21 protein-coding genes are annotated in these 24,793 nt (G+C 68.7%); 10 read left to right on the forward strand and 11 right to left on the reverse strand.

Annotated elements, in window-relative coordinates:
- Window positions 1–229 precede the first annotated feature (229 nt).
- The 4 genes from xsc to RCAP_RS19345 all read right to left on the reverse strand — a co-directional run bounded on the left by xsc (window position 230) and on the right by RCAP_RS19345 (window position 5,272).
- A complete protein-coding gene (gene xsc, locus RCAP_RS11070; RefSeq protein ID WP_013067947.1) occupies window positions 230–2,002 on the reverse strand; it encodes a sulfoacetaldehyde acetyltransferase in 1,773 nt (590 codons plus the stop codon).
- Between the two features lie 84 nt (window positions 2,003–2,086).
- Window positions 2,087–3,541 carry a MocR-like taurine utilization transcriptional activator TauR gene (gene tauR / locus RCAP_RS11075; protein WP_013067948.1) on the reverse strand — a complete coding sequence of 485 codons (1,455 nt, stop codon included), beginning with the start codon at window positions 3,539–3,541 and terminating at the stop codon, window positions 2,087–2,089.
- Between the two features lie 51 nt (window positions 3,542–3,592).
- Window positions 3,593–4,972 carry an aminotransferase family protein gene (locus tag RCAP_RS11080; protein ID WP_013067949.1) on the reverse strand — a complete coding sequence of 460 codons (1,380 nt, stop codon included), beginning with the start codon at window positions 4,970–4,972 and terminating at the stop codon, window positions 3,593–3,595.
- A 57-nt stretch (window positions 4,973–5,029) separates the two neighbouring features.
- Window positions 5,030–5,272 carry a hypothetical protein gene (locus RCAP_RS19345; protein WP_148214852.1) on the reverse strand — a complete coding sequence of 81 codons (243 nt, stop codon included), beginning with the start codon at window positions 5,270–5,272 and terminating at the stop codon, window positions 5,030–5,032.
- A gap of 25 nt (window positions 5,273–5,297) precedes the next feature.
- Here RCAP_RS19345 and RCAP_RS11085 point away from each other — a divergent pair, with 25 nt between their 5' ends.
- The 3 genes from RCAP_RS11085 to RCAP_RS11095 all read left to right on the forward strand — a co-directional run bounded on the left by RCAP_RS11085 (window position 5,298) and on the right by RCAP_RS11095 (window position 8,444).
- On the forward strand, window positions 5,298–6,293 hold the full coding sequence (locus RCAP_RS11085; protein WP_013067950.1) for a taurine ABC transporter substrate-binding protein: 996 nt from the start codon (window positions 5,298–5,300) through the stop codon (window positions 6,291–6,293).
- An 85-nt stretch (window positions 6,294–6,378) separates the two neighbouring features.
- Window positions 6,379–7,194 (forward strand): ATP-binding cassette domain-containing protein, encoded by an 816-nt coding sequence (locus RCAP_RS11090; RefSeq protein ID WP_013067951.1) that lies wholly within the window; start codon window positions 6,379–6,381, stop codon window positions 7,192–7,194.
- A complete protein-coding gene (locus RCAP_RS11095; protein WP_013067952.1) occupies window positions 7,191–8,444 on the forward strand; it encodes an ABC transporter permease subunit in 1,254 nt (417 codons plus the stop codon). Before RCAP_RS11090 ends, RCAP_RS11095 begins: the two co-directional genes overlap by 4 nt.
- A gap of 58 nt (window positions 8,445–8,502) precedes the next feature.
- Here the strand turns inward: RCAP_RS11095 and RCAP_RS11100 are convergent, their stop codons facing one another.
- The 5 genes from RCAP_RS11100 to RCAP_RS11120 all read right to left on the reverse strand — a co-directional run bounded on the left by RCAP_RS11100 (window position 8,503) and on the right by RCAP_RS11120 (window position 14,116).
- Complete coding sequence (locus RCAP_RS11100; protein ID WP_013067953.1) at window positions 8,503–10,281, reverse strand: family 2A encapsulin nanocompartment cargo protein cysteine desulfurase; 1,779 nt, start codon at window positions 10,279–10,281, stop codon at window positions 8,503–8,505.
- Complete coding sequence (locus tag RCAP_RS11105; protein WP_013067954.1) at window positions 10,256–11,074, reverse strand: family 2A encapsulin nanocompartment shell protein; 819 nt, start codon at window positions 11,072–11,074, stop codon at window positions 10,256–10,258. Before RCAP_RS11105 ends, RCAP_RS11100 begins: the two co-directional genes overlap by 26 nt.
- 191 nt (window positions 11,075–11,265) lie before the next feature.
- Window positions 11,266–12,225, reverse strand: a complete 960-nt coding sequence (epsC, locus tag RCAP_RS11110; protein ID WP_013067955.1) for a serine O-acetyltransferase EpsC — start codon at window positions 12,223–12,225, stop codon at window positions 11,266–11,268.
- An 81-nt stretch (window positions 12,226–12,306) separates the two neighbouring features.
- Window positions 12,307–12,774 carry a rhodanese-like domain-containing protein gene (locus RCAP_RS11115; protein ID WP_013067956.1) on the reverse strand — a complete coding sequence of 156 codons (468 nt, stop codon included), beginning with the start codon at window positions 12,772–12,774 and terminating at the stop codon, window positions 12,307–12,309.
- A gap of 307 nt (window positions 12,775–13,081) precedes the next feature.
- The gene (locus tag RCAP_RS11120) at window positions 13,082–14,116 is read right to left on the reverse strand and encodes an aldo/keto reductase (protein WP_013067957.1); all 1,035 of its coding nucleotides are present in this window, start codon (window positions 14,114–14,116) and stop codon (window positions 13,082–13,084) included.
- A gap of 170 nt (window positions 14,117–14,286) precedes the next feature.
- Here RCAP_RS11120 and RCAP_RS11125 point away from each other — a divergent pair, with 170 nt between their 5' ends.
- Entirely contained in the window at window positions 14,287–15,183 is an 897-nt protein-coding gene (locus RCAP_RS11125; RefSeq protein WP_013067958.1) for an AraC family transcriptional regulator, read from the forward strand.
- Between the two features lie 12 nt (window positions 15,184–15,195).
- Here RCAP_RS11125 and RCAP_RS11130 read toward each other — a convergent pair whose 3' ends face one another.
- A complete protein-coding gene (locus tag RCAP_RS11130; RefSeq protein WP_013067959.1) occupies window positions 15,196–15,543 on the reverse strand; it encodes a YigZ family protein in 348 nt (115 codons plus the stop codon).
- Between the two features lie 260 nt (window positions 15,544–15,803).
- On the opposite strand from RCAP_RS11130, the gene RCAP_RS20195 reads away from it, so the two are divergent.
- From RCAP_RS20195 to RCAP_RS11155, 6 genes are read left to right on the forward strand one after another with little or no spacing between them, the layout of a single operon-like run.
- The gene (locus tag RCAP_RS20195; RefSeq protein ID WP_013067960.1) at window positions 15,804–15,890 is read left to right on the forward strand and encodes a potassium-transporting ATPase subunit F; all 87 of its coding nucleotides are present in this window, start codon (window positions 15,804–15,806) and stop codon (window positions 15,888–15,890) included.
- Between the two features lie 18 nt (window positions 15,891–15,908).
- Window positions 15,909–17,618 (forward strand): potassium-transporting ATPase subunit KdpA, encoded by a 1,710-nt coding sequence (kdpA, locus tag RCAP_RS11135; RefSeq protein ID WP_013067961.1) that lies wholly within the window; start codon window positions 15,909–15,911, stop codon window positions 17,616–17,618.
- A 10-nt stretch (window positions 17,619–17,628) separates the two neighbouring features.
- The gene (gene kdpB, locus RCAP_RS11140) at window positions 17,629–19,677 is read left to right on the forward strand and encodes a potassium-transporting ATPase subunit KdpB (protein ID WP_013067962.1); all 2,049 of its coding nucleotides are present in this window, start codon (window positions 17,629–17,631) and stop codon (window positions 19,675–19,677) included.
- A gap of 10 nt (window positions 19,678–19,687) precedes the next feature.
- Window positions 19,688–20,248, forward strand: coding sequence for a potassium-transporting ATPase subunit KdpC (gene kdpC, locus RCAP_RS11145; protein WP_013067963.1), 561 nt, complete (start codon window positions 19,688–19,690; stop codon window positions 20,246–20,248).
- A gap of 12 nt (window positions 20,249–20,260) precedes the next feature.
- Complete coding sequence (locus RCAP_RS11150; RefSeq protein WP_013067964.1) at window positions 20,261–22,954, forward strand: sensor histidine kinase; 2,694 nt, start codon at window positions 20,261–20,263, stop codon at window positions 22,952–22,954.
- Window positions 22,955–22,956: 2 nt separating this feature from the next.
- Complete coding sequence (locus tag RCAP_RS11155; RefSeq protein ID WP_013067965.1) at window positions 22,957–23,643, forward strand: response regulator; 687 nt, start codon at window positions 22,957–22,959, stop codon at window positions 23,641–23,643.
- A 23-nt stretch (window positions 23,644–23,666) separates the two neighbouring features.
- On the opposite strand, the gene RCAP_RS11160 is transcribed toward RCAP_RS11155, so the two are convergent.
- Window positions 23,667–24,713, reverse strand: coding sequence for a DegT/DnrJ/EryC1/StrS family aminotransferase (locus RCAP_RS11160; RefSeq protein WP_238530196.1), 1,047 nt, complete (start codon window positions 24,711–24,713; stop codon window positions 23,667–23,669).
- Window positions 24,714–24,793: the final 80 nt, after the last annotated feature.

Here is a 24,793-nt window from a genome sequence, read left to right on the forward strand (position 1 = left end):
GGAAAGCGTTGCAAAGGCTGCGCAGGGTCGGCCTGCGCGCGCTTCGGTCTGGGCTGTGCTGGGCGCCGATAGACGGCAAATTCCATCGATATTTAGATGGCACGAACCCCAGTCCGGTTCCATTCCAAGTTGCCGGCCCCGCGGGGAAGGATCGCCCTGCGCGAAACCGGCCTTGAAGCAAGGATTTTCCGCGGCCCCCCCCGGGCCGCCCGCGACGGCGCAGGCCCGCTCAGCGCGGCTGCGGCCGCATGTCGGCCGGATCGATCCCCGCGACCACGACGGGTTTCGTCATCGCATCGCGGCGGAACGGCTCGCCCAGTTCCTGATTGATCAGCGCCTCGATCAGCGTGGTCTTGCCCGCCGCCTGATCGGCCAGCGCCTTGCGCAGCGCCTCGGTCAGCTCCTCCATCGTGCGCGCGACGACGCCCTGCAAGCCGCAGGCCTGCGCGATCCCCGCGTAGCTGACCTGCAGATCCAGCTCTGTTCCGACGAAATTGTCGTCATACCAAAGGGTTGAGTTGCGCTTTTCGGCGCCCCACTGGTAGTTGCGAAAGACGACCATGGTGATTGCGGGCCAGTCGGCACGGCCGATCGCGGTCAGTTCGGTGACCGAAATCCCGAAGGCGCCATCGCCCGCAAAGCCGACCACGGGGGTCTCGGGACAGGCGATCTTCGCGCCGATGATCGCGGGCAGGCCGTAGCCGCAGGGGCCGAACAGCCCCGGCGCCAGATATTTCCGCCCCGCCGCGAAACTGGGATAGGCATTGCCGATGGCGCAGTTGTTGCCGATATCCGAGGAGAGGATCGCCTCGGGCGGCAGGGCGGCGGTGATCGCGCGCCAGGCCATGCGCGGGCTCATCCAACCGGGTTTCGCGGCGCGGGCGCGTTCGTTCCAGCTCGTGCCCGGATCGTCCTCCTCGTGATCCATCGAGGCGAGTTCCTGCGCCCAGCGGCTTTTCGTGGTGGCAATCCGCGCCGCCCGCTCGGCCCGGTCTTGATCGCCGGCCTGCGCGCCCAGCCGCGCCAGGATCCCCCGCGCCACCGCCCCGGCATCGGCCGCAATCCCCAAAGTGACCGGCCGCGTCAGACCGATCCGGTCGGGGTTGATGTCCACCTGGATCACCGCCGCGGCTTTCGGCCAATAATCGATGCCATAGCCCGGCAGGGTCGAAAACGGATTGAGCCGCGTGCCCAGGCACAGCACCACATCGGCCTGTGACATCAACTGCATGGCGGCTTTCGAACCGTTGTAGCCCAAGGGCCCCGCGAAAAGCGGATGGCTGCCCGGAAAGGCGTCGTTGTGCTGATATCCGGTGCAGACCGGGGCCTCGAGCCGCTCGGCCAGCGCCACGGTGTCGGGGATCGCTTCGGCCAGCACCACCCCGGCGCCGTTCAGGATCACCGGAAACCGCGCGCTTGACAGCAGCGCCGCCGCCCGGTCCAGCGCCTGCGCATCGGGCGCGGGCCGGGGCAGATCGACGCCCTGCGGCAGCTCGATGTCGATGATCTTGGTGAACATGTCCCGCGGCAGGTTGATCTGCGCGGGCGCCGAGGCGCGGCGGGCCTTGCGGATCACCCGGTCCAGCACCTCGGCGATCCGGGCCGGGTCGCGCAGCTCTTCCTGCCAGCAGACCATGTCGCGAAACAGCGCCATCTGCTCGACTTCCTGAAAACCGCCCTGCCCGATCGTCCGGTTCGCCGCCTGCGGCGTCACCACCAGCATCGGCGTGTGATTCCAGTAGGCGGTCTTCACGGCGGTGACGAAATTCGTCACCCCGGGGCCGTTTTGCGCGATGATCATCGCCATCCGCCCCGAGGCGCGGGTGAAGCCGTCGGCCATCATCCCGCCCGAGCCCTCATGCGCGCAGTCGAAAAACCGGATGCCCGCACGCGGGAACAGATCCGAGATCGGCATGAAGGCCGAACCGATGATGCCAAAGGCGGTGTCGATCCCGTGGCGCTGCAATACCTTGACGAAGGCTTCTTCCGTGGTCATCCGCATCGGTCTCTCCTGAGATTTTCGGCCAATCAACCCCGGAGCGGCGCGAAATCTTAGGTCCAGAGCACGAAATCGGATGGGGCCAGATCAACGCAGGGCGCGGGCGATGCGGGCGATGCCCTCGGGGATCGCGGCGGGGCCGATCGAGGAATAGGCGAGGCGATAGAAATTGCGCCGCTCGCGCGCCGGATCAAAGAACACCCGGCCGGGTTCGATCAGCACCCCCTCGGCGCGCAGGCGCAGCGCCAGGTCTTCGGTATCGACCGCCCCGGGCGCCTGCATCCAGAACGACGAGCCCCCGAAACCGCCCTGCCCCGCGATCTGCAACCCGTTGTCTTCGATGGCTTTTGTCATCACCTCGCGGCGCAGGCGATAGGCCGCCTTCATCCGCGCCACCAGCGCATCGTAATGGCCAAGCGACAGGAACAGCGCCAGCGTGCGTTGCAGCTGCCCCGGCGGATGGCGCAGCACGGTGGCCCGCAGCGCCCGCACCGCCGCAACGAAAGGCGCGGGGGCGACGAGATAGCCCAGCCGCAGCCCCGGAAACAGCGATTTCGAGAACGAGCCCACATGCACGACGCGCCCGCCCGCATCGAGCGATTTCAGCGAGGGCGCGGCCGATTGCAGGAAGGACATTTCGAATTCGTAATCATCCTCGAGGATCAGGAAATCCCCGGCTTCCGCCGCCGCCAGAAGTGCCAGCCGACGCTCCACCGGCAGGGTGGCATTCGTCGGGCAATGATGGCTGGCGGTGGTGACCACCAGCTTGAGCCGCGCGGGCAGCTGCGCGGGCACCAGCCCCCGGTCATCGACATCGACCGAAAGCACCTCGGCGCCGGTCGTGCCCAGAACCGCGCGCGTGCCCGGATAGCCCGGATTTTCCATCGCCGCCCGTTCCCCCGGACCCAGCAGAACCTGCGCCGCCAGCCAGAGCCCGTTCTGCGCCCCCATGGTGATCAGCACCTCGGAGGGCACGGCCGCAATGCCGCGACGGGGCAGGATGTGGCGCAGGATATATTCGACGAGCAGCGGATCGTCTTCGTCGTAGCAATCCGCCGAAAGCCTGTGAAACTCGCGCCGGCCAAGGGCTTGCAGCGCACAGGCCCGCCAGTTCTGATGGTCGAAAAGTTCGGGATCGGCCTGCCCGTAGATGAAGGGATAGCGATAGAGCGACCAGTCGCGCGGCCGGTCGGGGCGCGGCAGGCCCTGCGCGCGGGGGTGCAAAAGCCGGGCCCAGTCCGTCCGGGCACCGTCCCGGGGCAAGGGCCGGGCCTTGCGCGCATCGGGGGCGGCGGCGGAAACGAACGTGCCCGACCGCCCGCGCGCCAGCAGGTAATCCGAGGCCACCAGATCGGCATAGGCGAGCGTCACGGTGATGCGGGCGACGCCCAGATGCGCCGCCAGCGCCCGGGTCGAGGGCATCCGGTCGCCCGGGCGAAACCGGCCCGAAAGGATCCCCTCGGTCACCATCTGGCGCAGGCGGTGCTGCAGCGATCCCTGCCCGCCGGGCGCCAGAAAGAAGCTTTCGACCGGAATGGCCATCTTGACCTCGCAGCTTCGCTGGACCCATGAAGGATAGGTCCAGCGCGGCTGTCAAGCGGCCAGGCGGCGCAGGGCGGCGTCGATCGTCTCGGTGATGCGGTCGATCTCGGCTTCCGAGGCGATCAGCGCCGGGGCAAGGCAGAGCGTGGTATTGAGCCCGGGGATCGAGCGGTTGGTGGCGCCGATCAGCACGCCCTGCGCGGCGCAATCGGCCACGACCGCCTGCACCTTCGCCTCGGCCAGCGGCTCTTTCGTGCGCCGGTCGGCCACCAGTTCCGCGCCGCAAAACAGGCCCTTGCCGCGCACGTCGCCAATCACCGCATGCCGTTCGGCCAGATCCCGAAGGTTCGCCAGCAGCCGTTCCCCCATCTGCGCGGTGTTCTGCAAAAGCCCCTCCTCCTCGATGATCCGCAGGGTTTCGAGCGCCGCCGCAGGCCCCGCCGTGCAGCCGCCAAAGGTGGAGATGTCGCGGAAATGGCACAGCGGATCGCTGGGCGCATCCTTGAACAGCTCAAAGACCGCCTCGGTCGTCACGGTGCAGGAAATCGCCGCATAGCCCGCGGCCACGCCCTTCGCCATGGTGACGAAATCGGGCTGAATGCCATAGTGCTGATAGCCGAACCAGGCGCCGGTGCGGCCGAGCCCGCAGACGACCTCGTCCAGATGCAGCAAGATGTTGTATTTGCGGCAGATGTGGCTCACCTTTTCCCAATAGCCCGCGGGCGGCACGATCACGCCCCCGCCCGCGGTGATCGGTTCCAGCACGAGGCAGCCGATGCTGTCGGGCCCCTCGCGCAGGATCACCTCTTCGATCGCATCGGCGGCGCGCTCGCCGTAATTGGCGCAGTCCCATTGCGCCCGGTATTCGAGGCAATGCGGCACGCTCACGAAGCCGTCGGGGAAAGGCCCGTAGTGCTCGGCCCGCTGCGCCTGCCCCGAGGTGGCCAGCGCGGCAATGGTGGTGCCGTGGTAATCCCTTTCCCGGAAAAGGATTTTCCCCTTGCGGCCACCGTGATGGCGGTGCGAGATCTGCCGCACCATCTTGTAGACCTTCTCGTTCGCCTCGGAGCCCGAGTTGGAATAATAGACCCGCGACAGCCCCGGCATCTTCGCGATCAGCGCCTCGGCATAGCGCGCCCCGGGCACGGTGCCCGCCGCGCCCGCATAATAGGGCAGCGCCAGAAGCTGCGCCGCGACGGCCTCGACAACATCCTTGCGGCCATAGCCGAGGTTCACCGTCCAGACCCCGCCCGAGGTCGCATCCAGAAATTCGCGCCCGGTCGCATCCCAAAGCCGCATCCCCCGGCCCTCGACGAAGACCCGCGGATCGCTGGTTTCATAGGGCTTGTGCTGGCTCAGGTGGTGCCAGACATGGGCGCGGTCAGCGGCGATGATCGGGGCGGCATCTTGCGGAATCGGGGCGGCGTGCATGGGGGCCTCTGGTTGAGCGTGGGATGGCGCGACCATGACAGCGGCCCCCCGCTTCGATTAGGTCCAGTTTCCCCGAAGCCTTAAGTCCAGAGCGCCGTTTTTTCCACCCTGACGGGATTTTTCTTCCCCCGCCGGACCGGCAAGGCGCGCTGCCGCGCCTTGTTTTGCGGGCCCGAAGAAGAATTCCCCTTCGCCCCCGCCCCGCGAGAGATTTTTCCTGCCGTTCGGCCCGCGCCTTTGGAATGGCATCCGGGCCGCGGATCGGCTCATTTCACAAATGACGATGGATTTAATGAACATTCCGCCACCTCTGAAAGGACCGACCATGACCAAAGCCCTGAAACGTGCCGCGCTTTCGGCGCTTGCGCTGCTGGCCGCAAGCAGCGCCGCCACCGCGGCCCCCGACGAGATCACCGTGGCCTGGTTCCTTGAATGGCCGCTGCCGTTCGAGCAGGCCAAGGTCGATGGCACCTTCGAGAAGGAACTGGGCGTCAAGGTGAACTGGCGCGCGTTCGACACCGGCGTGGCGATGTCGGCCGCCGCCGCCGCGGGCGATGTGCAATTCCTGATTTCGCAAGGGGTGCCGCCCTTCGTCACCGCGACCTCGGCCGGGCAGGATCTGAAGGCCATCGCCATCGCGGTGAGCTACTCGGAAAACGACAATTGCGTCGTGCGCAAAGACCTTGAAATCACGAAGGAAAATGCGAAAGATCTGATCGGCAGGAAGGTCGGCGTACCGCTGGGCACCGCGGCGCATTACGGCTTTCTCAAGCAGCTCGAACATTTCGGGCTGGAGGCGAGCCAGCTGCAGGTGGTCGATCTGACGCCCCCCGATGCGGCGGCGGCGATTGCGCAGGGCAATATCGACGTCTTCTGCGGCTGGGGTGGCGCGCTGGCCCGTGCCAAGGATTACGGCAACGTGCTGCTGACCGGCGCCGAAAAGGAAGAGGCGGGCATTCGCGTCTTTGACGTGATCTCGACGCCCGGCGCCTTTGCGGCGGAAAACCCCGATCTGGTGACGCGGTTCCTCAAGGTGGTGAACGACGAAAACGCCGCCTATCTGGCCGATCCCGACAGGTTCATCCCGGTGCTGGCGAAGGACTCGGGTCTGGACGAGGCGGGCACCAGGGCGCAGCTGGCGGGCTTTGCCCTGCCCACGATCGAAGAAAAGCTCTCGGACAAATGGCTGGGCGGCGGGTTGCAGGCCTATCTGAAATCGGTCGCCGATTTCTTCGTCACGACGCAGAACATCCCCGCGGCGCTGGAAAGCTATGAGGGCGCGGTGGACGCAAGCTATCTCGAGGCCGCCTCGAAACTCTGACGCTTCCGTCCCGGACCTTCGGCGGCGCGGGGCCCTCCCCGCGCCTTTCCCCGTTCCGCCCCCCGTTCAGACACCCGGTGTTCCCATGTCCGACCTTTTCATCGACCGCCTGTCGATGCGGTTTGCGCAAGCCGCAAGCCCCCCCACCGAAGCCCTGCGCGATGTCTCGCTGACGATCCGCAAGGGCGAACTTGTCTCGATCCTCGGCCCCTCGGGCTGCGGCAAGACCACGCTTTTGAACATCCTTGCCGGATTTCTGGCGCCCACCGGCGGCACGGTCCGGCTGGGCGACGCGCCGATCACCGGCCCCGGCCCCGAACGCGGCATGGTGTTTCAGCAGGGCGCGCTGTTCGAATGGATGAGCGTGCGGCACAACATCGATTTCGGACCGCGGATGCGCGGCGTGGCGCGGGCCGAGCGCGCCCGCCTGACCGATCATCTGCTTGAAAGCGTGGGGCTGCAGGGCTTTGGCGACAAGCCGGTCTATGCGCTCTCGGGGGGCATGCAGCAGCGGGTGGCGCTGGCGCGCTGCCTGGCCAATGACCCGGAGCTGATCCTGATGGACGAGCCCTTGGGCGCGCTGGATGCGCTGACGCGCGAAAAGATGCAGGGCCTGATCCTGAAGCTGTGGCGGGACACCGACAAGACGGTGATCCTGATCACCCATTCGGTCGAGGAGGCGCTGCTTCTGGGGCAGCGGCTGATCGTGATGGCGCCGCGCCCGGGGCGGATCCTGCGCGACTATGCGCTGCCCTTTGCCGGGGCCGCCGTCGGCGCCGATCTGCGCGAGATCCGCCGCCGCCCGGATTTCATTCAGACCCGCGACGAGATCCTGTCGCTGATCTGGGGGATGGAGGACGAAATCATGGGCCGCTTCGAACTGGCGGAGGCGGCGCAATGATCCTGGCCCTTGCCTATCTGGCGATTTTCCTGGGCGCGGGGCTGAGCCTGCGCCTGATCCGCCGCGGCCGCATCGACACCGCGCGCCGCACCGTCTCCTTTGGCGACGCAAGCGCGGTGCGGCCCGACCGCGTCGCCTCGGTGCTCTCGGTGGCGACGATCTTTCTGATCTGGGGGGCCTTCACCGGCTCGAAACTGGTGCCGGTGCATGTGCCGGGCCCCTTCACCGGCGAGACGGCGTTTTCCTACACCGTCACCGCGCCCGATGGCGCCAGCGATACCGCGACGGTGCGGGTGACGGTGCTGGCCCCCGCCGACACCACCCCGCAAAAGCCGCCCTTGCCCGCCCCCCGCACCGGCCTTGCGCAAGATGACGCCGCCTCGGTCGCGGCCTGGCGCTATGCGCTGGTGCGTCCGACCGCGAATGACGCGCCGGGGGTGAGCCTGACCGCGATCGACGGGCAGCCGGTGACAGTGGGCCAGCCGCTGCGCGTCGCGCATGGGCAGGTGACGCTGACGCCGAAAGGCTCGCTCTCGTTTGCGCCCGACAAGGGCTGGCAGATGGAGCCGATCTGGCTGCCCGCGCCCGAAAGCGTCGCCGCCCGGTTCTGGCAAATCGCGCGGGAGGGCTATCAGAACAAGCCGCTGTGGGAACACCTGGGCTTTTCGCTTTTTCGGGTGCTGGCCGGGTTCTTTTTCGGCGCGCTGATCGGGATTCCGCTTGGCTATGCGATGGGGCTTTCGGGTTGGGTGCGCGGCTGGTTCGACCCGATCGTCGAATTCATGCGCCCGGTGCCGCCGCTTGCGCTCATTCCGCTGATCATCATCTGGTGGGGGATCTGGGAAACCGGCAAGATCGTTTTGCTGTTTCTGGCCGCGCTTTGGATCATGGTGATCGCGGCGCGCTCGGGGGTGGCGGGGGTGCGGCTTTCCAAAGTCCATGCCGCCTACAGCCTTGGCGCTTCGAAATGGCAGGTGCTGACCCATGTGATCATCCCGAATTCGCTGCCCGATCTCTTCATCGGCGCGCGGGTGGCGATGGGGGTGTGCTGGGGCACCGTCGTCGCGGCGGAACTGGTCGCGGCGGAAAAGGGCGCAGGCATGATGATCCTTGTCGCCTCGAAATTCCAGCTGACCGACATCGTGGTGATGGGGATCCTGCTGATCGGCCTGATCGGTTACGGCATCGATGTCGCCCTGCGCGCGGCCGAGCGCCATTTCGTGCCCTGGCGCGGCAGGACCGGCGGCTGATCGCGCGGCACAGGAAAAGGCCCCGGATCGCTCCGGGGCCTTTGGTTTTGGGGCTTTCTCAGCGCCGGCGACTGGCCAGCCGTGCCACCGCCGCGACGAACAGATCGACCTCGTCCCTTGTGTTGTAAAAGGCAAGCGAAGGCCGCACCGTCGCCTCCAGCCCGAAGCGGCGCAGGATCGGCTGCGCGCAGTGATGCCCCGCCCGCACCGCGATCCCCTCGCGGTCCAGCGCCCGGCCGACCTCGAGCGGCTCGAACCCCTCCAGCACGAAGGAGAGGACCGAGGCCTTGTGCGCCGCCGTGCCGATCAGCCGCACGCCGCGCACCTGCGCCAGTTGCGCGGTCGCATAGTCCAGAAGCGCGTGTTCATAGGCGCCGATCGCGTCAAGCCCGATCCGTTGCACATAGGCCAGCGCCGCCGCCAGCCCGGCGGCATCGGCGATATTGCCGGTGCCCGCCTCGAACCGCGCGGGCGGCGGCTGGTAGAGCGTGCGCTCGAAACTGACATCGGCGATCATGTTGCCCCCGCCCTGCCAGGGCGGCAGCGTCTCGGCCAGGGCGCGGCGGATGTAGACCGCGCCGATGCCGGTGGGCCCAAACACCTTGTGGCCGGAAAAGACAAAGAAATCGGCGCCGATCTCCTGCACGTTCACCGGCATGTGGCTGACCGATTGCGCGCCATCGACAAGCGCCACCGCGCCGACCCCATGCGCCGCCGCCACGATCTCGCGCACCGGAACCACCGTGCCCAAAGCGTTCGAGACCTGCGTCACCGCCACGATCTTCGTGCGCGGGCAAAGCAGCTTGAGATAGTCCTCCAGCCGCACCTGCCCGGTGTCATCGACCGGAATGACCCGGATCCGCGCCCCCTTTTCCGCCGCAAGCTGTTGCCAGGGCACGATATTGGCATGGTGTTCCAGATGCGAGACGATGATCTCGTCGCCCGCGCGGATGTTCGCCACGCCCCAGGTGCGGGCGACAAGGTTGATCCCCTCGGTCGCGCCGCGCACGAAGGTGATTTCCTCCGACGCGGCCGCACCGAGAAAATCCCGCACCGCATCGCGGGCGTGCTCATAGGCATCCGTCGCCCGCGCCGCCAAAGTATGCGCGGCGCGGTGGATGTTCGAATTCTCGTGGCGATAGAACTCGGACAGCCGGTCGATGACGCAGGCGGGTTTCTGCGTCGTCGCGGCATTGTCGAACCAGACCAGCTGCCGCCCGTTCACCCGCTCGGACAGGATCGGGAAATCGCGGCGCACGGCCTGGACGTCAAAGGCAGGCGCCGCGGCAGGCGTCGCCGGAGGGGGCTCTGCCGCCTCGGGCAGGAAGTAGAACCGCCCGGGCGGGGCCGCTTGCGGCGTGGCGAAGGGCGGCGCCCCGATCCGCGGCGACGCCGGGGCGGGCGCCAGTCGGGCATGGGCCGGGGGCGTCTGCAAGGCCGCGGGCGCGGTGTCCTGCGGCGCCAGCCTCGGCGCCCCGGAGCGATCCGGCGCCTGGGCCGCGGATTTGCCGGTCAGCAGGCCAAAGGCCTGCCGCGCCAGGCTGTCGAGACTGTCGGCATGACCGGCGCCAAGCGGCGCCGTGCCCAGCGCGCCGGGCGCAAGCCCCGCCCCGGGCGCCAGATCGGCGGCAGGGCCGCTGGCGCCGGGATGGCCCCCCGTCGCGCGCCGCGCAAGCGCGCCCGCCGTCCCCGCATCCGGCTCGGCCAGATAAGAGGGGCTTTCGCCCCCCTCTCCCGGCAATGCGGTGAAGAAATCCCGCGCCAGCGCCGTCAGTTGCGCGATGTCGGGCAGGCCCGCGGGGGCCGCGCTCTCAGCGGTAAGTGTCGGGGTAGTCATGGTATTTTCCCACCTCCACATCGGTCAGCACGGCCAGCGCATCGGGCGATTGCACGACGAGCGAGCAGTAAAGCGAGATCAGATAGGACGCGATCGCATTGCGGTCGATCCCCATGAACCGCACCGAGAGGCCCGGGCTCTGCTCGCCCTCCAGCCCCGGTTGAAAGAGGCCCACGACGCCCTGCCGCTTCTCGCCCACCCGCAGAAGCAGGATCGAGGTCTTGCCGCCGGTGACGGGGATCTTGTCGGACGGAATGATCGGCAGGCCGCGCCAGGTGAGGAACTGCGCCCCGAACAGGCTGACCGTCGCGGGCGGGACCCCGCGGCGCGTGCATTCGCGGCCAAAGGCGGCGATGGCGCGCGGATGGGCCAGGAAGAAGGCGGGTTCCTTCCAGACCTTGGTGATCAGCTCGTCCAGATCGTCGGGCGTCGGCGCCCCGGTCAGCGTCGGGATGATCTGGCTCTCGGCGGCATTGGCCAGAAGCCCGTAATCGGGGTTGTTGATCAGCTCGCTTTCCTGCCGCTCCTTCACCGTCTCGACGGTCAGGCGCAGCTGTTCCTTGACCTGATCGAAGGGCGAGGAATATAGGTCGGACACCCGCGTATGGACATCGAGCACGGTCCAGACGGCATTGAGGAAATATTCCCGCGGCCGGTCGTCGTAATCGACGAAGGTCGCGGGCAGCACGGCCTCGTCGCGCTGGGTGCAGGCGACGCGCACGGCATCGGCGTTCTTCACCGTGTTGAGCCGGTAGATCCCCGCCTCGACCGGAAGCCATTGCAGGAAATGCACCAGCCAGCGCGGCAGTGATCGTGGGCCAGGATACGGCGCCCGTCTTCGTGGCATTGGCAAAGCTGGCGGGCGGCACTGTCGCCCAGCGCCAGTTTGACACCGGTTCGGTCATTCACGTTCTCCTTCTTGGGGTGCAGAAAACCATCCCGCGGACGCGCCGCGGGATTGGCAGGTTGAAAATGTGTTCTGTGTCAGTCTGTTCCGGGGCCCGGCCGGGGGCCCCGGGTCAGCCCGGCCTGGGTCACATGCGCCCCCGGCGGCACGCTTTCGGTCAGCCAGACATTGCCGCCGATGACGGCGCCCTTGCCCAGCGTGACCCGGCCCAGCACGGTGGCGCCGGCATAGATCACCACGTCATCCTCGACGATCGGATGGCGCGGATGGCCCTTGAGCGCACGGCCCAGCGCATCGGTGGGAAAGCTTTTCGCCCCCAGCGTGACCGCCTGAAACAGCCGCACGCCATCGCCGATCACCGTGGTTTCGCCGATCACCACGCCGGTGCCGTGATCGATGAAGAACCCCGCGCCGATCGTCGCGCCGGGGTGGATGTCGATCCCCGTCGCGCGATGCGCCGCCTCCGAGATCATCCGCGCGATCAGCGGTGCGCCAAGACGGTAAAGCCGGTGGGCGATGCGATGGTGGATCATCGCGGCCAGACCCGGGTAGCACAGCAGCACCTCGTCGACGCTGCGCGCCGCCGGATCGGCGCCATGGGCCGCCAGGACATCCTGGTCAAGCTGGGTGCGGATCGTCGGCAGATATTGCGCGAAGTCGCGCACAAGCGCATGCGCCCGCCCCCGGATTTCCGCCCGCTGCGCCGGATCGGCGTCGTTCGGACGGCCGCCCAGTTCCAGAACCACCTGTTCCACCAGATCGCGCAGCACGACATCGAGCGTGTGGCCGACATAAAGCTGTTCGCTTTCCTGCCGCAGGTCCGAAGGCCCGAGCCGCATCGGAAACAGCGCCCCGCGCAGCCCGGCGACGATCCGTTCCACCGTCTCGGGCGCGGGCAATTCGCGCCCGCCCGGCGTGGTGGCGCGATGATGCGCCGCCCGCCAGTCGGCGCGCGCCCGGGTCAGCGCCGCCAGCACCGGAACCAGGGAAAACCCGTTGTCCGCGTCGTGATCCGTCCGTTGCGTGTCAAGCGTCATGCTGCCTCCTTGGCTGAAATTCCTGCCTTCAATCCGTCGCCCCGGTGCCGCGGCCCCAGTCCGTCGTCCCCGGTGCCGCGCTCAGTCCTGCCGCCAGGGCAGATCGCGCCAGCGCCAGCCCGACACCCGGCCGCGGTGGCCCGCCGCGTCCAGATCGCCCTCGAACCCCTCAAGCACGTTGAACACCTGGGTGAAGCCCGCCGCCGTCGCCGCCTGCGCCGCCTGAACCGAGCGCTGCCCGGACCGGCACAAGAGCAAGATCACCGCCTCGCGCGGGGCGACCGTTTCCAGCCCGCGCAGAAACCGCGGGTTGCGCGTCAGCTCGAGCCCGCTGGCCCAGGGCAGGTGCAGCGCCCCCGGCACATGGCCGACGAAGCGGATCTCCTCGGGCGAGCGGATGTCGATCAGCAGCCCCTGCCCCGCCTCGGCCAGCGCCTGCGCCAGATCGGGCGGCACATCGCCCGCATAGCTCAGACCGGCCGCGCGCGCCGTGGCGCGGATCTGGGCCAGCGCATCGGCCGGGGCAAGCGGGGCGGAAACGGCGGTCATGGCAACTCCCTGTGGCAAGCGGACATCGCGGGGCGGGACGGCGCGGCGGGGATGCCCCGCCCGCCTCTTCCGGCTGGGAGAACCGGAACACGAGAATTCACGATTGAGAAGATAGATATTAATCGTCTTCTGTTTCGGCGCCGTTTTTGGAGGAAATCCGCAGCGGGGCGGCTTTCGGACAGAAGGTTTCTTCTGCGCCCCGGCAGCCCCTGCGCGGCCCGGGCGACTCAGCCGCGCCGGATTGCCCTGCGGCGCGGCCCGCGCCCGCCCGAAACCGGGCGGACGAAGACAGCTGGACGGGGGCGGCTCAGCCCTTTTGCGCGGCAAAGGGGGCGCGGTATTGCGCCTGACGTTCCAGCATCCAGCCCGGATATTCCGGGGCAAGCTTTGTCACCGCATCAAGCGCCGCCAGATCCCCGGGCGACAGGCTGACCCCGGTCGCGCCGATGTTGTCGGCCAGCTGATCGACCCGTTTCGCCCCCACGATCACCGAGGTCACCACCGGCTGATGCAAAAGCCAGGCCAGCGCCACCTGTGCGACAGAGCACCCCCTCTCCGTGGCGATCTCGCGCAGCACCGCCACCGCGGCATCGCCCCGCGCCAGATCGACGGGCGGGAAGTTGAAGCTGGCCCGCCGCCCCCCGGCTGCCGTGCCGCCGCTGTATTTGCCCGACAGGAACCCGCCCGCCAGCGGGCTCCAGACCAGCAGTCCGATCCCCTCGCTTTGCAGCATCGGCACGATGTCGCGTTCCAGATCGCGACCGACCAGCGTGTAATAGGCCTGCAGCGACAGGATCGGCGCCAGCTTGCGGGCCTCGGCGATACCCACCGCCTTGACGATCTGCCAGGCCGCCCAGTTCGACAGGCCGATGTAGCGCACATGCCCCTGCCGCACGAGCGTATCCAGCGCCTCGAGCGTCTCCGTGATCGGCGTCACCGGGTCGAAGCCATGGATCTGGTACAGGTCGATGTGATCCATCTGCAGCCGCGTCAGGCTGGCCTTGGCCTGTGCCAGCACATGCGCGCGCGACGCGCCAGCGGCATTCGGCCCCGCGCCCATCGGCCCCAGAACCTTGGTCGCGATCACCACATCGTCGCGGGCAAGGCCAAGATTGCGGATCGACTGACCCAGAATCCGCTCGCTCTCGCCGCCCGCATAGACATTGGCGGTGTCGATGAAGTTGATCCCGGCCTCGATCGCGGTCTGCACCAGCGCATCGGCCTCTTCCTGACGCAACTGGCCGATCTGGCCCCAGATCCCCTCCGAGCCGCCAAAGGTCATCGTGCCGAGGCAGAGTTCGGAAACCAGAAGGCCGCTTGGGCCAAGCGTGCGATAGCGCATGATCTGTCCTTTCGTGAGACAAGGCCGGGGCGATGGCCGCCCGGTTGCCACGAAGATAGGCCCGCGACGCCCCGGGCCGCGACGCCGATCCTCGCGCATTCTTGCACGATCCTCTCATTTGGCACGATTGCGGGCTGCGCTGCCGGGCAAGGGCGGTTAGCGTGCCAGCCATGGACAATGACCCCCTTGCCCCCCTGAGAGACGCGATCACCCGCCTGTGGCAGGCGCATGGCCGCGAAACGCCCCTTCACGGGCTGTATCTGACCTCGGTTTCGGCCCCGGCCGGGCCGATCCATGCGGTTTACCGCCCCTCGCTCTGCGTCGTGGTGCAGGGCGCCAAGATCTCCATGCTGGGCGACCGGGCCTATCGCTATGACGCGGGAAAATGCCTGATCGCCGCGCTGGAGGTGCCGATCCGCGCCGAGATCACCGATGCCACGCCGGACCGGCCCTATCTTGCCTTCAGCCTGGCGCTGGATCCGGCGACGATTGCCGATCTGCTGCTCGACCCGGCCGAGGCCGTCGCCATCCCGCCCGGCCCGGCGCTGGCGGTGCACAGCCTGAGCGCGGAGCTGCTCGATCCGCTGCACCGGCTGCTGCGCCTGTGCGAGCGGCCGCGCGACCTTGCGATCCTGGCGCCGCTGGTCCGGCGCGAGATCACCTGGCTGTTGCTGAACGGTCCGATGGGGCCCGCGCTGCGCCAGATCGGGCTGGCGGGCAGTCCCGCGGCGCGGATCGGGCGGGCCATCGCGCAGATCCGCGACAGCTTCGCCGAGCAGCTGAACATCGCGCGGCTGGCCGAGGTCGCGGCCATGAGCCCCGCCACCTTTCATCGCCATTTCAAGGCGGTGACGGCGATGACGCCGGTGCAGTATCAAAAGCAGCTGCGCCTGCAGGAGGCGCGGCGGCTGCTGTTGTCCGACGCGGCCGATGTCGCCCGGGTCGGCTATGCGATCGGCTACGAAAGCCCCTCGCAGTTCAGCCGCGAATATCGCCGCATGTTCGGCGCCCCCCCCGGCCGGGATGGCGTCGCGATCCGCAAGGTCCTGGCCCCGCCGACGGCCTGAGACCGCCCCGCCTCAGCGCGCCTCGAGATAGATCCGCACCGCCTCCTGCACATGGCGGAAGCGGTCGCCGCCCAGATGCTTGCCGCCAAACCACCGCGTCACGACGATGATGTGATCGTGCAGGGCCGCGCGTTCAAGCATGCGCAGGATCACCAGACCCGCCCCCGCCTCGCCATCGTCATGCTTCAGCGCGCCCCCCGCGGTCAGGACCGCCCAGCTGTTATGCGTCGCCCGGGCGAAAGTCTTGTCGCGGCACAGCGCCTTGACGAAGGCTTTCGCCTCCGCCTCGGTCGCGCAGGGCCCGCCCGACACCGCATATTTCGAGCCGCGGTCGCGGATGATGTTGTCAAGGATGCGCATGAAACAGGCATAGGGCGCAACGCCCCCGGCGGCAAGGCACGGGCCGCGGCGCCACCGCAACGCCCCCCGGTTTCCTTGCATCTTCCTTATGCCGCGCGGCCGTCTTCGGTATCGATCCCTGATGCGCTTCGGCGCGATCCTCGGGCAGTTTTCGATGTACCAGGGAGACCCTCGATGTCCGATATCCTCTTTGCCGGTCTTGGCCTCGGGCTGATCGCGCTTTTGGCGCTTTACGCCCTCGTGCTGGCGCGGGCCTGATCATGGCCGAAGCCATCATCGGCCTGACCGTGGCGCTTGCCGTGGGCGCCTATCTGATCCTCACCCTGATCGCGCCCGAGAAATTCTGAGCGGGCCGGGAGATCCCCATGACAGTTTTCGGATGGCTGCAGATCGCGGCCGTATTGCTTTTCACGCTGGCGACGGCGGTGCCGCTTGGCCGCTACATGGCCCGTCTTTTCAGCGGCGAGCGCACCTTCCTGCATCCGCTCCTGCACCCGGTCGAGCGCGGCTTTTACCGGCTCGCAGGCGTCACGCCCGAACGCGAACAGGGCTGGCTGGGCTATGCGCTGGCGATGCTCGCCTTCAGCGCGGCGGGGTTTGCCGCGCTTTACCTGATCTTGCGGGCGCAGGGGCTGATGCCCTTCAACCCGGGCCAGCTGCCCGGCCTGCCCGCCGATCTGGCCTTCAACACCGCCGTCAGCTTCCTGACCAACACCAACTGGCAGGCCTATGCGGGCGAAACCACGATGAGCCCCTTCAGCCAGATGGCCGGGCTTGCGGTGCAGAATTTCCTCTCGGCGGCGACCGGGATCGCGCTGGCCATGGCGGTGACGCGGGCCTTCGCGCGGGCGGGCACCGATCGGCTGGGCAATTTCTGGGCCGACATGACCCGGGCGACGCTTTATGTGCTTTTGCCGCTGTCGATCCTTGTGGCGCTGGCGCTGGTGGCGCTTGGCGTGCCGCAGACGCTGACCGGCTCGGTCGCGGCGGTGACGCTCGAAGGCGCGCAACAGACGATCGCGCTGGGGCCGGTTGCCAGCCAGGAGGCGATCAAGCAGCTGGGCACCAATGGCGGCGGGTTCTTCAACGCCAATTCGGCGCATCCGCTGGAAAACCCCTCGGCTTTGTCGAACGGGCTGGTGATCTGGGCGATGCTGGCGATTTCGGCGGCGCTGCCGATCACCTTTGGCCGGATGACCGGATCGGAGCGGCAGGGCTGGGCGATCCTGGCCGCAATGGGGCTGTTGCTGATCGCGGCGACCACCACCGTCTATTGGGCCGAAACCGCGGGCACCCCGCATCTGGCCGCGCTGGGGCTTGATCCGCTCGCGGGCAACATGGAGGGCAAGGAGGTCCGGTTCGGGCAGGCGATGTCGGCCCTCTTCGTCGCGGTGACCACGGGGCTGTCCTGCGGTGCGGTGAATGCGATGCATGACAGCCTGACACCGATGGGCGGTCTGGTGCCGATGCTGCTGATGCAGTTGGGCGAGGTGCTGCCGGGCGGCGTCGGCTCCGGGCTTTACGGCATGGTGGTGTTTTGCGTGCTTTCGGTCTTTGTCGCCGGTCTGATGGTCGGGCGCAGCCCCGCGTTTCTGGGCAAGAAGATCGAGGCGCGGGAAATCCGGCTGGCGGTTCTGGCGGTGCTGATCCTGCCGCTGGTGATCCTGGGCTTCACCTCGGCCGCGGCGCTGCTGCCTTCGGCGCTGGCCAGCCTGAACAACGCCGGGCCGCATGGGCTGAGCGAGCTGCTTTACGCCTATTCCTCGGCGGCGGGCAACAACGGCTCGGCCTTCGCGGGCCTCAATGCCAACACGCCCTGGTTCAACACCACCCTTGGCATCGCGATGATGCTGGGCCGCTTCGCCTATGTGCTGCCGGTCCTGGCGATGGCCGGGGCGCTGGCGGCGAAACCGCGCCTCGCGGCCTCGGCAGGCACCTTTCCCACCACCTCGCCCCTCTTCGTCGGGCTCTTGGTGGGGGTGATCGTGATCCTTGGCGGGCTGCAATTCTTCCCCGCGCTCGCGCTTGGCCCGATCGTCGAGCAGGTGCTGATGCGCGATCTCGTGACCTTCTGAGAGGCTTATCATGGTGCATTCCTCCAAACCTGCCGCCTTTGACCGCGCGGCCCTTGCCGAGGCCCTGATCGAGGCGTTCCGCAAGCTTGATCCGCGCCAGCTGATGCGCAACCCGGTGATTTTCGTCACCGAAATCGGGGCCGCTCTGGTCACCGGCCTGTGGCTGCGCGATCTTTGGCAAGGCACCGGGCAGCCGTGGTTTTCCGGCCAGATCACCGCCTGGCTCTGGTTCACCGTGCTCTTCGCCACCTTCGCCGAGGCGCTGGCCGAGGGGCGCGGCAAGGCGCAGGCGGCAAGCCTGCGGCAATCCCGCTGCGATGTCCGCGCCCACCGTCTGGTGCTGCCCGACAGCCCGGACCCGATCTGGGAAAACGTCTCGGCGCTCGATCTCGAACCGGGCGATGTCGTGCTGGTGGCGGCGGGCGAGATCATCCCGCTCGATGGCGAGATCGTGGCCGGGGTGGCCGCGATCAACGAGGCGGCGATCACCGGCGAAAGCGCCCCGGTGATCCGCGAGGCGGGCGGCGACCGCTCTGCCGTCACCGGGGGCACGACGGTGCTGTCCGATGAAATCCGCATCAGCATCACCGCCGCCCCGGGCGAGACCTTCATCGACCGGATGATCGCGCTGGTCGAGGGGGCAAAGCGGCAACGCACGCCGAACGAACTGGCGCTGTCGGTGCTGCTCTCGGGCATGACGCTGATCTTCCTGATAGCGGTGGTGACGCTTTGGGGGCTGGCGGGCTATTCGGGCACGGCGGTTTCGGTGGTGGTGCTGGTGGCGCTTCTGGTGACGCTGATCCCGACGACGATCGGCGGGCTTCTGTCGGCCATCGGCATCGCCGGGATGGATCGGCTGATCCGCTTCAACGTCCTTGCCACCTCGGGCCGCGCGGTCGAGGCGGCGGGCGATGTCGACACGCTGTTGCTCGACAAGACCGGCACGATCACCTTTGGCAACCGGATGGCGTCGGAATTCGTGCCGATGCCGGGGGTGTCCGAACGCAGGCTGGCCGAGGCGGCGCTGCTTTCCAGCCGCGGTGACGAGACGCCCGAGGGCCGCTCGGTGGTGGCGCTGGCGCGGGCCGATTTCGGGCTGAGCGAACCCGACCTGCCCGACGCCGCGGTTCTGGTGCCTTTTGCGGCGCAGACCCGGCTTTCGGGGCTCGATCTGGGGGCGCGGCGGCTGCGCAAGGGCGCGGTCGATGCGGTGTTGCGCCATCTGGGCCGCGCGCCCGAGACCGCACCCGCCGAATTCCGCGCCGCGGTGGACCGCATCGCGCGCTCGGGCGGCACGCCGCTTGCCGTCGCCGATGACGGCCAGCTTCTGGGGGTGATCCACCTCAAGGACGTGATCAAGCCCGGCATAAGGGCGCGGTTCGCGGAATTGCGCGCCATGGGCATCCGCACGGTGATGGTGACGGGCGACAACCCGGTGACCGCCGCCGCCATCGCCTCCGAGGCCGGGGTGGATGATTTCCTTGCCGAGGCCACGCCCGAGGACAAGCTGGCCTATATCCGCCGCGAACAGGCGGGCGGGCGGCTCATCGCGATGTGCGGCGACGGCACGAACGACGCGCCCGCGCTGGCGCAGGCCGATGTCGGCGTGGCGATGCAGACCGGCACCCAGGCCGCGCGCGAGGCGGGCAACATGGTCGATCTGGACAGCAACCCGACGAAGCTGATCGAGATCGTCGGCATCGGCAAACAGCTTTTGATGACGCGCGGCGCGCTGACGACCTTTTCGATCTCGAACGACGTGGCGAAATATTTCGCCATCCTGCCCGCGCTGTTCGTGGCCACCTATCCGCAGATGGGGGCGCTGAACCTGATGCAGCTTGGCTCGCCGCAATCGGCGATCCTTTCGGCGGTGATCTTCAACGCGCTGATCATCGTCGCGCTGATCCCGCTCGCCCTGCGCGGCGTGCGTTATCGCCCGGTCGCGGCGGCGGGGCTGTTGCGGCGCAATCTGGCGATCTACGGGCTTGGCGGGCTGGTGATGCCGTTCGCTTGCATCAAGCTGATCGACCTTGCCCTGACCCATCTGAACCTTGCCTGAGGAGGCCTGCATGCTCTCTCATCTTCGCCCGGCGCTTGTCTTCGTCGGCGGTTTCACCCTCTTGCTCGGGCTGGCCTATCCGCTGTCGCTGACGGCCATTGCCACCACGCTTTTGCCGCATCAGGCGCAGGGCAGCCTGATCCGGCAGGGCGAGCGCATTCTGGGCTCGGCGCTTCTGGGCCAGAATTTCACCGCGCCCGGGTATTTCCACCCCCGCCCCTCGGCCACGGCTGCGCCCTATGATGCCATGGCCTCGGGCGGTTCGAACCTTGGTCCGCTGTCGCAAAGGCTGATCGACCGGATCCGGGCCGATGTCACGGCCGCAGAGCTGGCGGCGCCGGTGCCCGCCGATGCGGTGACCGCCTCGGCCTCGGGGCTTGATCCCGACATCTCGCCGCAAAATGCGCAGGCACAGGTGGCGCGGGTGGCGGCGGCGCGGGGCATCCCCCCCGCGCGGGTGGCGGCGCTGGTCACGGATCAGACCCGGCAGCCGCTCCTTGGCGTCTTTGGCGCGCCGCGGGTGAATGTGCTTGCGCTGAACCGTGCGCTGGACACACTGGCGGCGCAATGACCCGAGGATGCGATGCCCGCCGGTGATCCGGAAAAACGCCCCGATCCCGATGCGTTGCTGGCGCTCAGCCAGCGCGAGAGGCCCGGCCGTCTGAAGATCTTCCTCGGCGCGGCGCCGGGGGTGGGCAAGACCTGCGCCATGCTGCAGGAGGCCCACCGGCTGCGCGCCGAGGGGGTCGATGTGGTGCTCGGCCTGATCGAGACGCATGGCCGGGCCGAAACCGAGGCGCTGGCGGCGGGGCTGGAAACCCTGCCGCGGCGGCACATCGACCATCGCGGCCAGCCGCTCGAGGAATTCGACATCGACGCCGCGCTGGCCCGGCGTCCGGCGCTGCTGGTGGTGGACGAACTCGCCCACACCAACGCGCCGCAAAGCCGACATCCGAAACGCTGGCAGGACATCCGCGAACTGCTCGATGCCGGGATCGATGTCTGGACGGCGCTGAACATCCAGCATCTGGAAAGCCTGGCCGATGTGGTGGCGCGGATCACCGGCGCCCCCATGCGCGAGACCGTGCCCGATGTCCTGCTGCAAGAGGCGCAGGATGTGGTGCTCGTCGATATCCCGCCCGACGAGCTGATCGCGCGGCTCAAGGCGGGCAAGGTCTATCTGCCGCAGACCGCGCGCCGGGCGGTGGAGAAATTCTTCACCCCCGGCAATCTGACGGCGCTGCGCGAACTGGCTTTGCGCCGCACCGCCGAGCGGGTCGACGACCAGATGACCGAGATCCTGCGGCAAAAGGCGATCGAGGGGCCCTGGGCCGCGGCCGAGCGGCTGCTGGTCTGCCTGGTCGCCGATGGTAGCAGCGATGCGCTGATCCGGCAGACGGCACGGCTGGCCTCGGCGCTGAATGCGGACTGGATCGCGCTCCTGCTGGCGCCGCCCGGCGATCCGGCGCAACCGGACCGGCGCGCGAGCGAGGCGCTGCGGCTGGTCGAGACGCTGGGGGGCACGGCGCAGCGGCGGACCAGCGCCGATTTTGCCGCGGATATCCTGCGCGTGGCGCGGCGCGAACATGTCACGCAGATCCTGCTCGGGCATCGGCCGCGCGGCCCGCTGGCGCGGCTGCTGCGCCAAAGCCTGGCCGAGGCGCTGGCCGCCCGCGCCGAGGGGATCGCGGTGCATCTGCTGCCCCTGCCCGGCCCGGCGCCCGCGGCGGCGCGCCGACGCCTTGACGCCCTGCGCCGGGGCCTGACGCGGCCGGGCCTGCCCGCCGATCTGGCGCTTGCGGGGCTGGCCACGACCGGGGTGATCGCGATCGGCCATGCTTTGGCCGCGGTGATGGAACTGCCGAACCTGTCGATGATCTTTCTGGCGGGCGTGCTGATCTGCGGCACGTTGCGCGGCACCCGGGCGGCGGTTCTGGCGGCGCTTCTGTCCTGTCTGGGCTACAATTTCTTCTTCATCGAGCCGCTGCACACCTTCAGCATCGCGCGGCCGCATGAATTCCTGGCGCTGCTGATCTTTCTGGTCGTCGCCAGCCTGACCGGGTCCTGGACCGGGCGGATCCGCGCGCAGGCCCGCGCGGCGCTGGCGCAGACCCGGGGCGTCGAGGCGCAGGCGGCGTTTTCGCGCCAGCTCTCGGCGGCGTCTTCGGCCGAGGATGTCGCCTGGGCGATGGTGACGCAGGTGCAGGGCGGGCTGGGCGGCAAGGCGATCCTGCTTCTGGTCGAGGGCAGCGAGCTGGTGCCCTGCGCCGCCTGGCCGCCCGAGGAAATCGCCGATCCGGTCGAGATGACCGCGGCGCGCTGGGCGTTTGAAAAAGGCGAGGTGGCGGGCTGGCGCACGGCGACGCTGCCGAACCTGCGGCTGCGCTTTCACCCGCTGGCGACGCCGCGCCATGTGGTGGCGGTGCTGGGCTACGAGCCGCCCGACCGCGACCAGCCGCTCTCGGTCGCCGACGAGGCGAAGCTGGCCGTGGCGGTGGAACAGGCGGCGGTGGCGCTGGACCGCGCGCTTTTGGTGCGCGAGGCGGTGAAGGCGGCGGCGATGCAGGAAAACGAGAACATCCGCGATGCGCTTTTGGCCTCGCTCGGCCATGATCTGCGCACGCCTCTGGCCGCGATCACCGGCGCGGTGACGACGCTGCAACGGGGCGAAACCGACCTGCGCCCCGATCAGCGCACCGAGCTGCTGGACACCATCGGGCAGGAAGCCGCGCGGCTGAACCGCTTCGTGGGCAACCTTTTGGAGATGAGCCGGATCGATCAGGGCGTGGTCAAGGTCCGCCGCGACTGGGTCGATGTCGGCGATGCGATCCGGCTGGCGGCCGAGCGGGCGCGCAAGACCCATCCGGGGCGGCAGACCCGGGTCAGCCTGGCCCCCGATCTGGGCTTCGTGCGCGGCGATCAGGATCTGCTGTCGCAGGTGATCTTCAACCTGCTCGACAACGCACATAAATACGGCGAAAGCGAGGTCAGCGTGCATGCGCGCAATGAAGGGGATCAGGTGGCGATCAGCGTGACCGACGACGGCCCCGGGGTGAAACCGGCCGATCTGGAGCGGATCTTCGAGAAATTCTTCCGCGCGGGCGGCACCGACCGGCGCAAGCCCGGCACCGGGCTGGGGCTGTCGATCTGCCGCGGCCTCGTGCGGGCGATGGGCGGCACGATCAAGGCCGAAAGCCCCGCCATCCGCCGCCGCGGCACCCGGCTGATCGTGCGGCTGCCGCTGGCGGAACTGCCGCAGGACGAGGAGGCGAGATAGGAATGCGCCGTTTGCTTGTCGTCGATGACGACGACCAGATCCAGACCATGCTGCGGATCGCGCTGGAAACGGCGGGCTACGAGATCGTCGCCGCGACGACCGGGCAGGAGGCGATCCGGCTGGCGGCCAGCATCGCGCCCGAGGCGATCCTGCTCGATCTGGGCCTGCCCGACCGCGACGGCAAGGAAGTGCTCAAAGCCGTGCGGGCCTTCAGCGCGGTGCCGGTGATCGTGCTTTCGGCCCGCGACCGCGAGGCGGAAAAGGTCGAGGCGCTGGATCTGGGCGCCGATGACTATCTGGAAAAACCCTTCGGCATCAGCGAGTTGCAGGCCCGTTTGCGCGCCGCCGCCCGCCATGCGACGCGGGCAAAGGGGGAAACGACGCGGCTGGTGCTGGGCGCGCTGAGTGTCGATCTGGAGAAGCGGCTGGTGCAAAAGGACGGCCAGCCGGTGCGGCTGACGCCAAAGGAATTCGCGCTGCTCTCGGTTCTGGTGCGCAATCCGGGCCGGGTGGTGACGCATCGGCAGATCCTGACCGCGGTCTGGGGCCCCGCCCATCACGACGACACGCAATATCTGCGCGTCTTCATCGGCCAGCTGCGCGCCAAGATCGAACCCGATCCGGCCGCGCCGGTGCTGATCGTGACCGAACCGGGCGTCGGCTACCGGCTGGCGGAGGGGCCGCTCTAGCGGCCACGCCCCGACCCGGCGGCTCAGGCGGCCAGAGCGGCCAGGACGCGGGCGATGTCGGCCTCTGCCAGATCGGTGAAACAGGGCAGCCCGAGCAGCCGCGCCGCCACATCGGCGCTGACCGGCAGCGGATCGCACGAAAGCCCGGCATAGGCCGGATGCGCCGAAAGACCGCCGCCATACCAGGCGCGAAAGTCGATCCCCGCCGCATGCAGCCGCCCCGCCATCGCCGCCGCCTGCCCGGCATCACGCGCCTCGACCAGCGCATAACAGGCCGAAATCTCGGGCGCGGTCCAAAGCCCTATCCCCGCCGCCGCCCCCGCCCGCGCATAGGCGGCGGCGACCCTGTCCCACTGCGCGCGCTTTTGCGCAAAACCGTCCAGCTCGGCCAGCGCCACCGCCGCCGCATATTCGCTCATCTTGCCATTCAGCCCGGCAACCTGCGCCTCGCGCGACAGATAAAAGCCGTTGTTGAGACCCTTGTAGGCCTCCTGCAGCAAAAGGGTGTCGCGCGACAGCACCAGCCCGCCCTCGCCGCAGCCGAAGGCTTTGGTGGCATGCAGGCTCACCGCCAGCGGGATCGAGCGCGGCAGATCCCCCCCCGACGCCATCAGCCCGTCCAGACAGGCCGCCGCATCGATCACCACCGCGATCCCGGTCTCGTCGTGGAAATCCTGCCAGCCCTGCAGGTCGATCGCGCGGCCATAGGGCGCCACCGGCAGCACCAGCCCGACCTCGGCCAGCCGCGGATGCCGACGCAGCGCCGCGGGCTCCATCGCCCAGCTGGCGGGGTCGATATCGACCAGATGGCAATCATAGCCGCAAGACAGCGCCGCCCCCGCCGTCGCGACGAACGTATAGGCGGGCAACAGGCACAGGCGCCCGCGCGCGCGCGACAGGCCGCGCGCCGCGCGGATCGCGGCGACCAGCGCCATCGTGCCGGTGCTGCAGGAAATCACCCCGGTCCCGCCCAGCCCCAGCCGCGCCGCCATCCGCGCTTCGAGCTGCGCCACCAGCGGGCCGTGATTGGAATAAATTCTGCTCTCGTCGATCTGGCGCAGATATGGCACAAGGGTTTCTGTCCGCGGCAAGGCAGGCCGGGCAACCGGAAGCCGCGGCCTGCCTTCGGGCGGCGGCGGGCCGGGCGGTG

This window comes from Rhodobacter capsulatus SB 1003 (genome assembly GCF_000021865.1).
Classification (GTDB): Bacteria; Pseudomonadota; Alphaproteobacteria; order Rhodobacterales; family Rhodobacteraceae; genus Rhodobacter; species Rhodobacter capsulatus_B.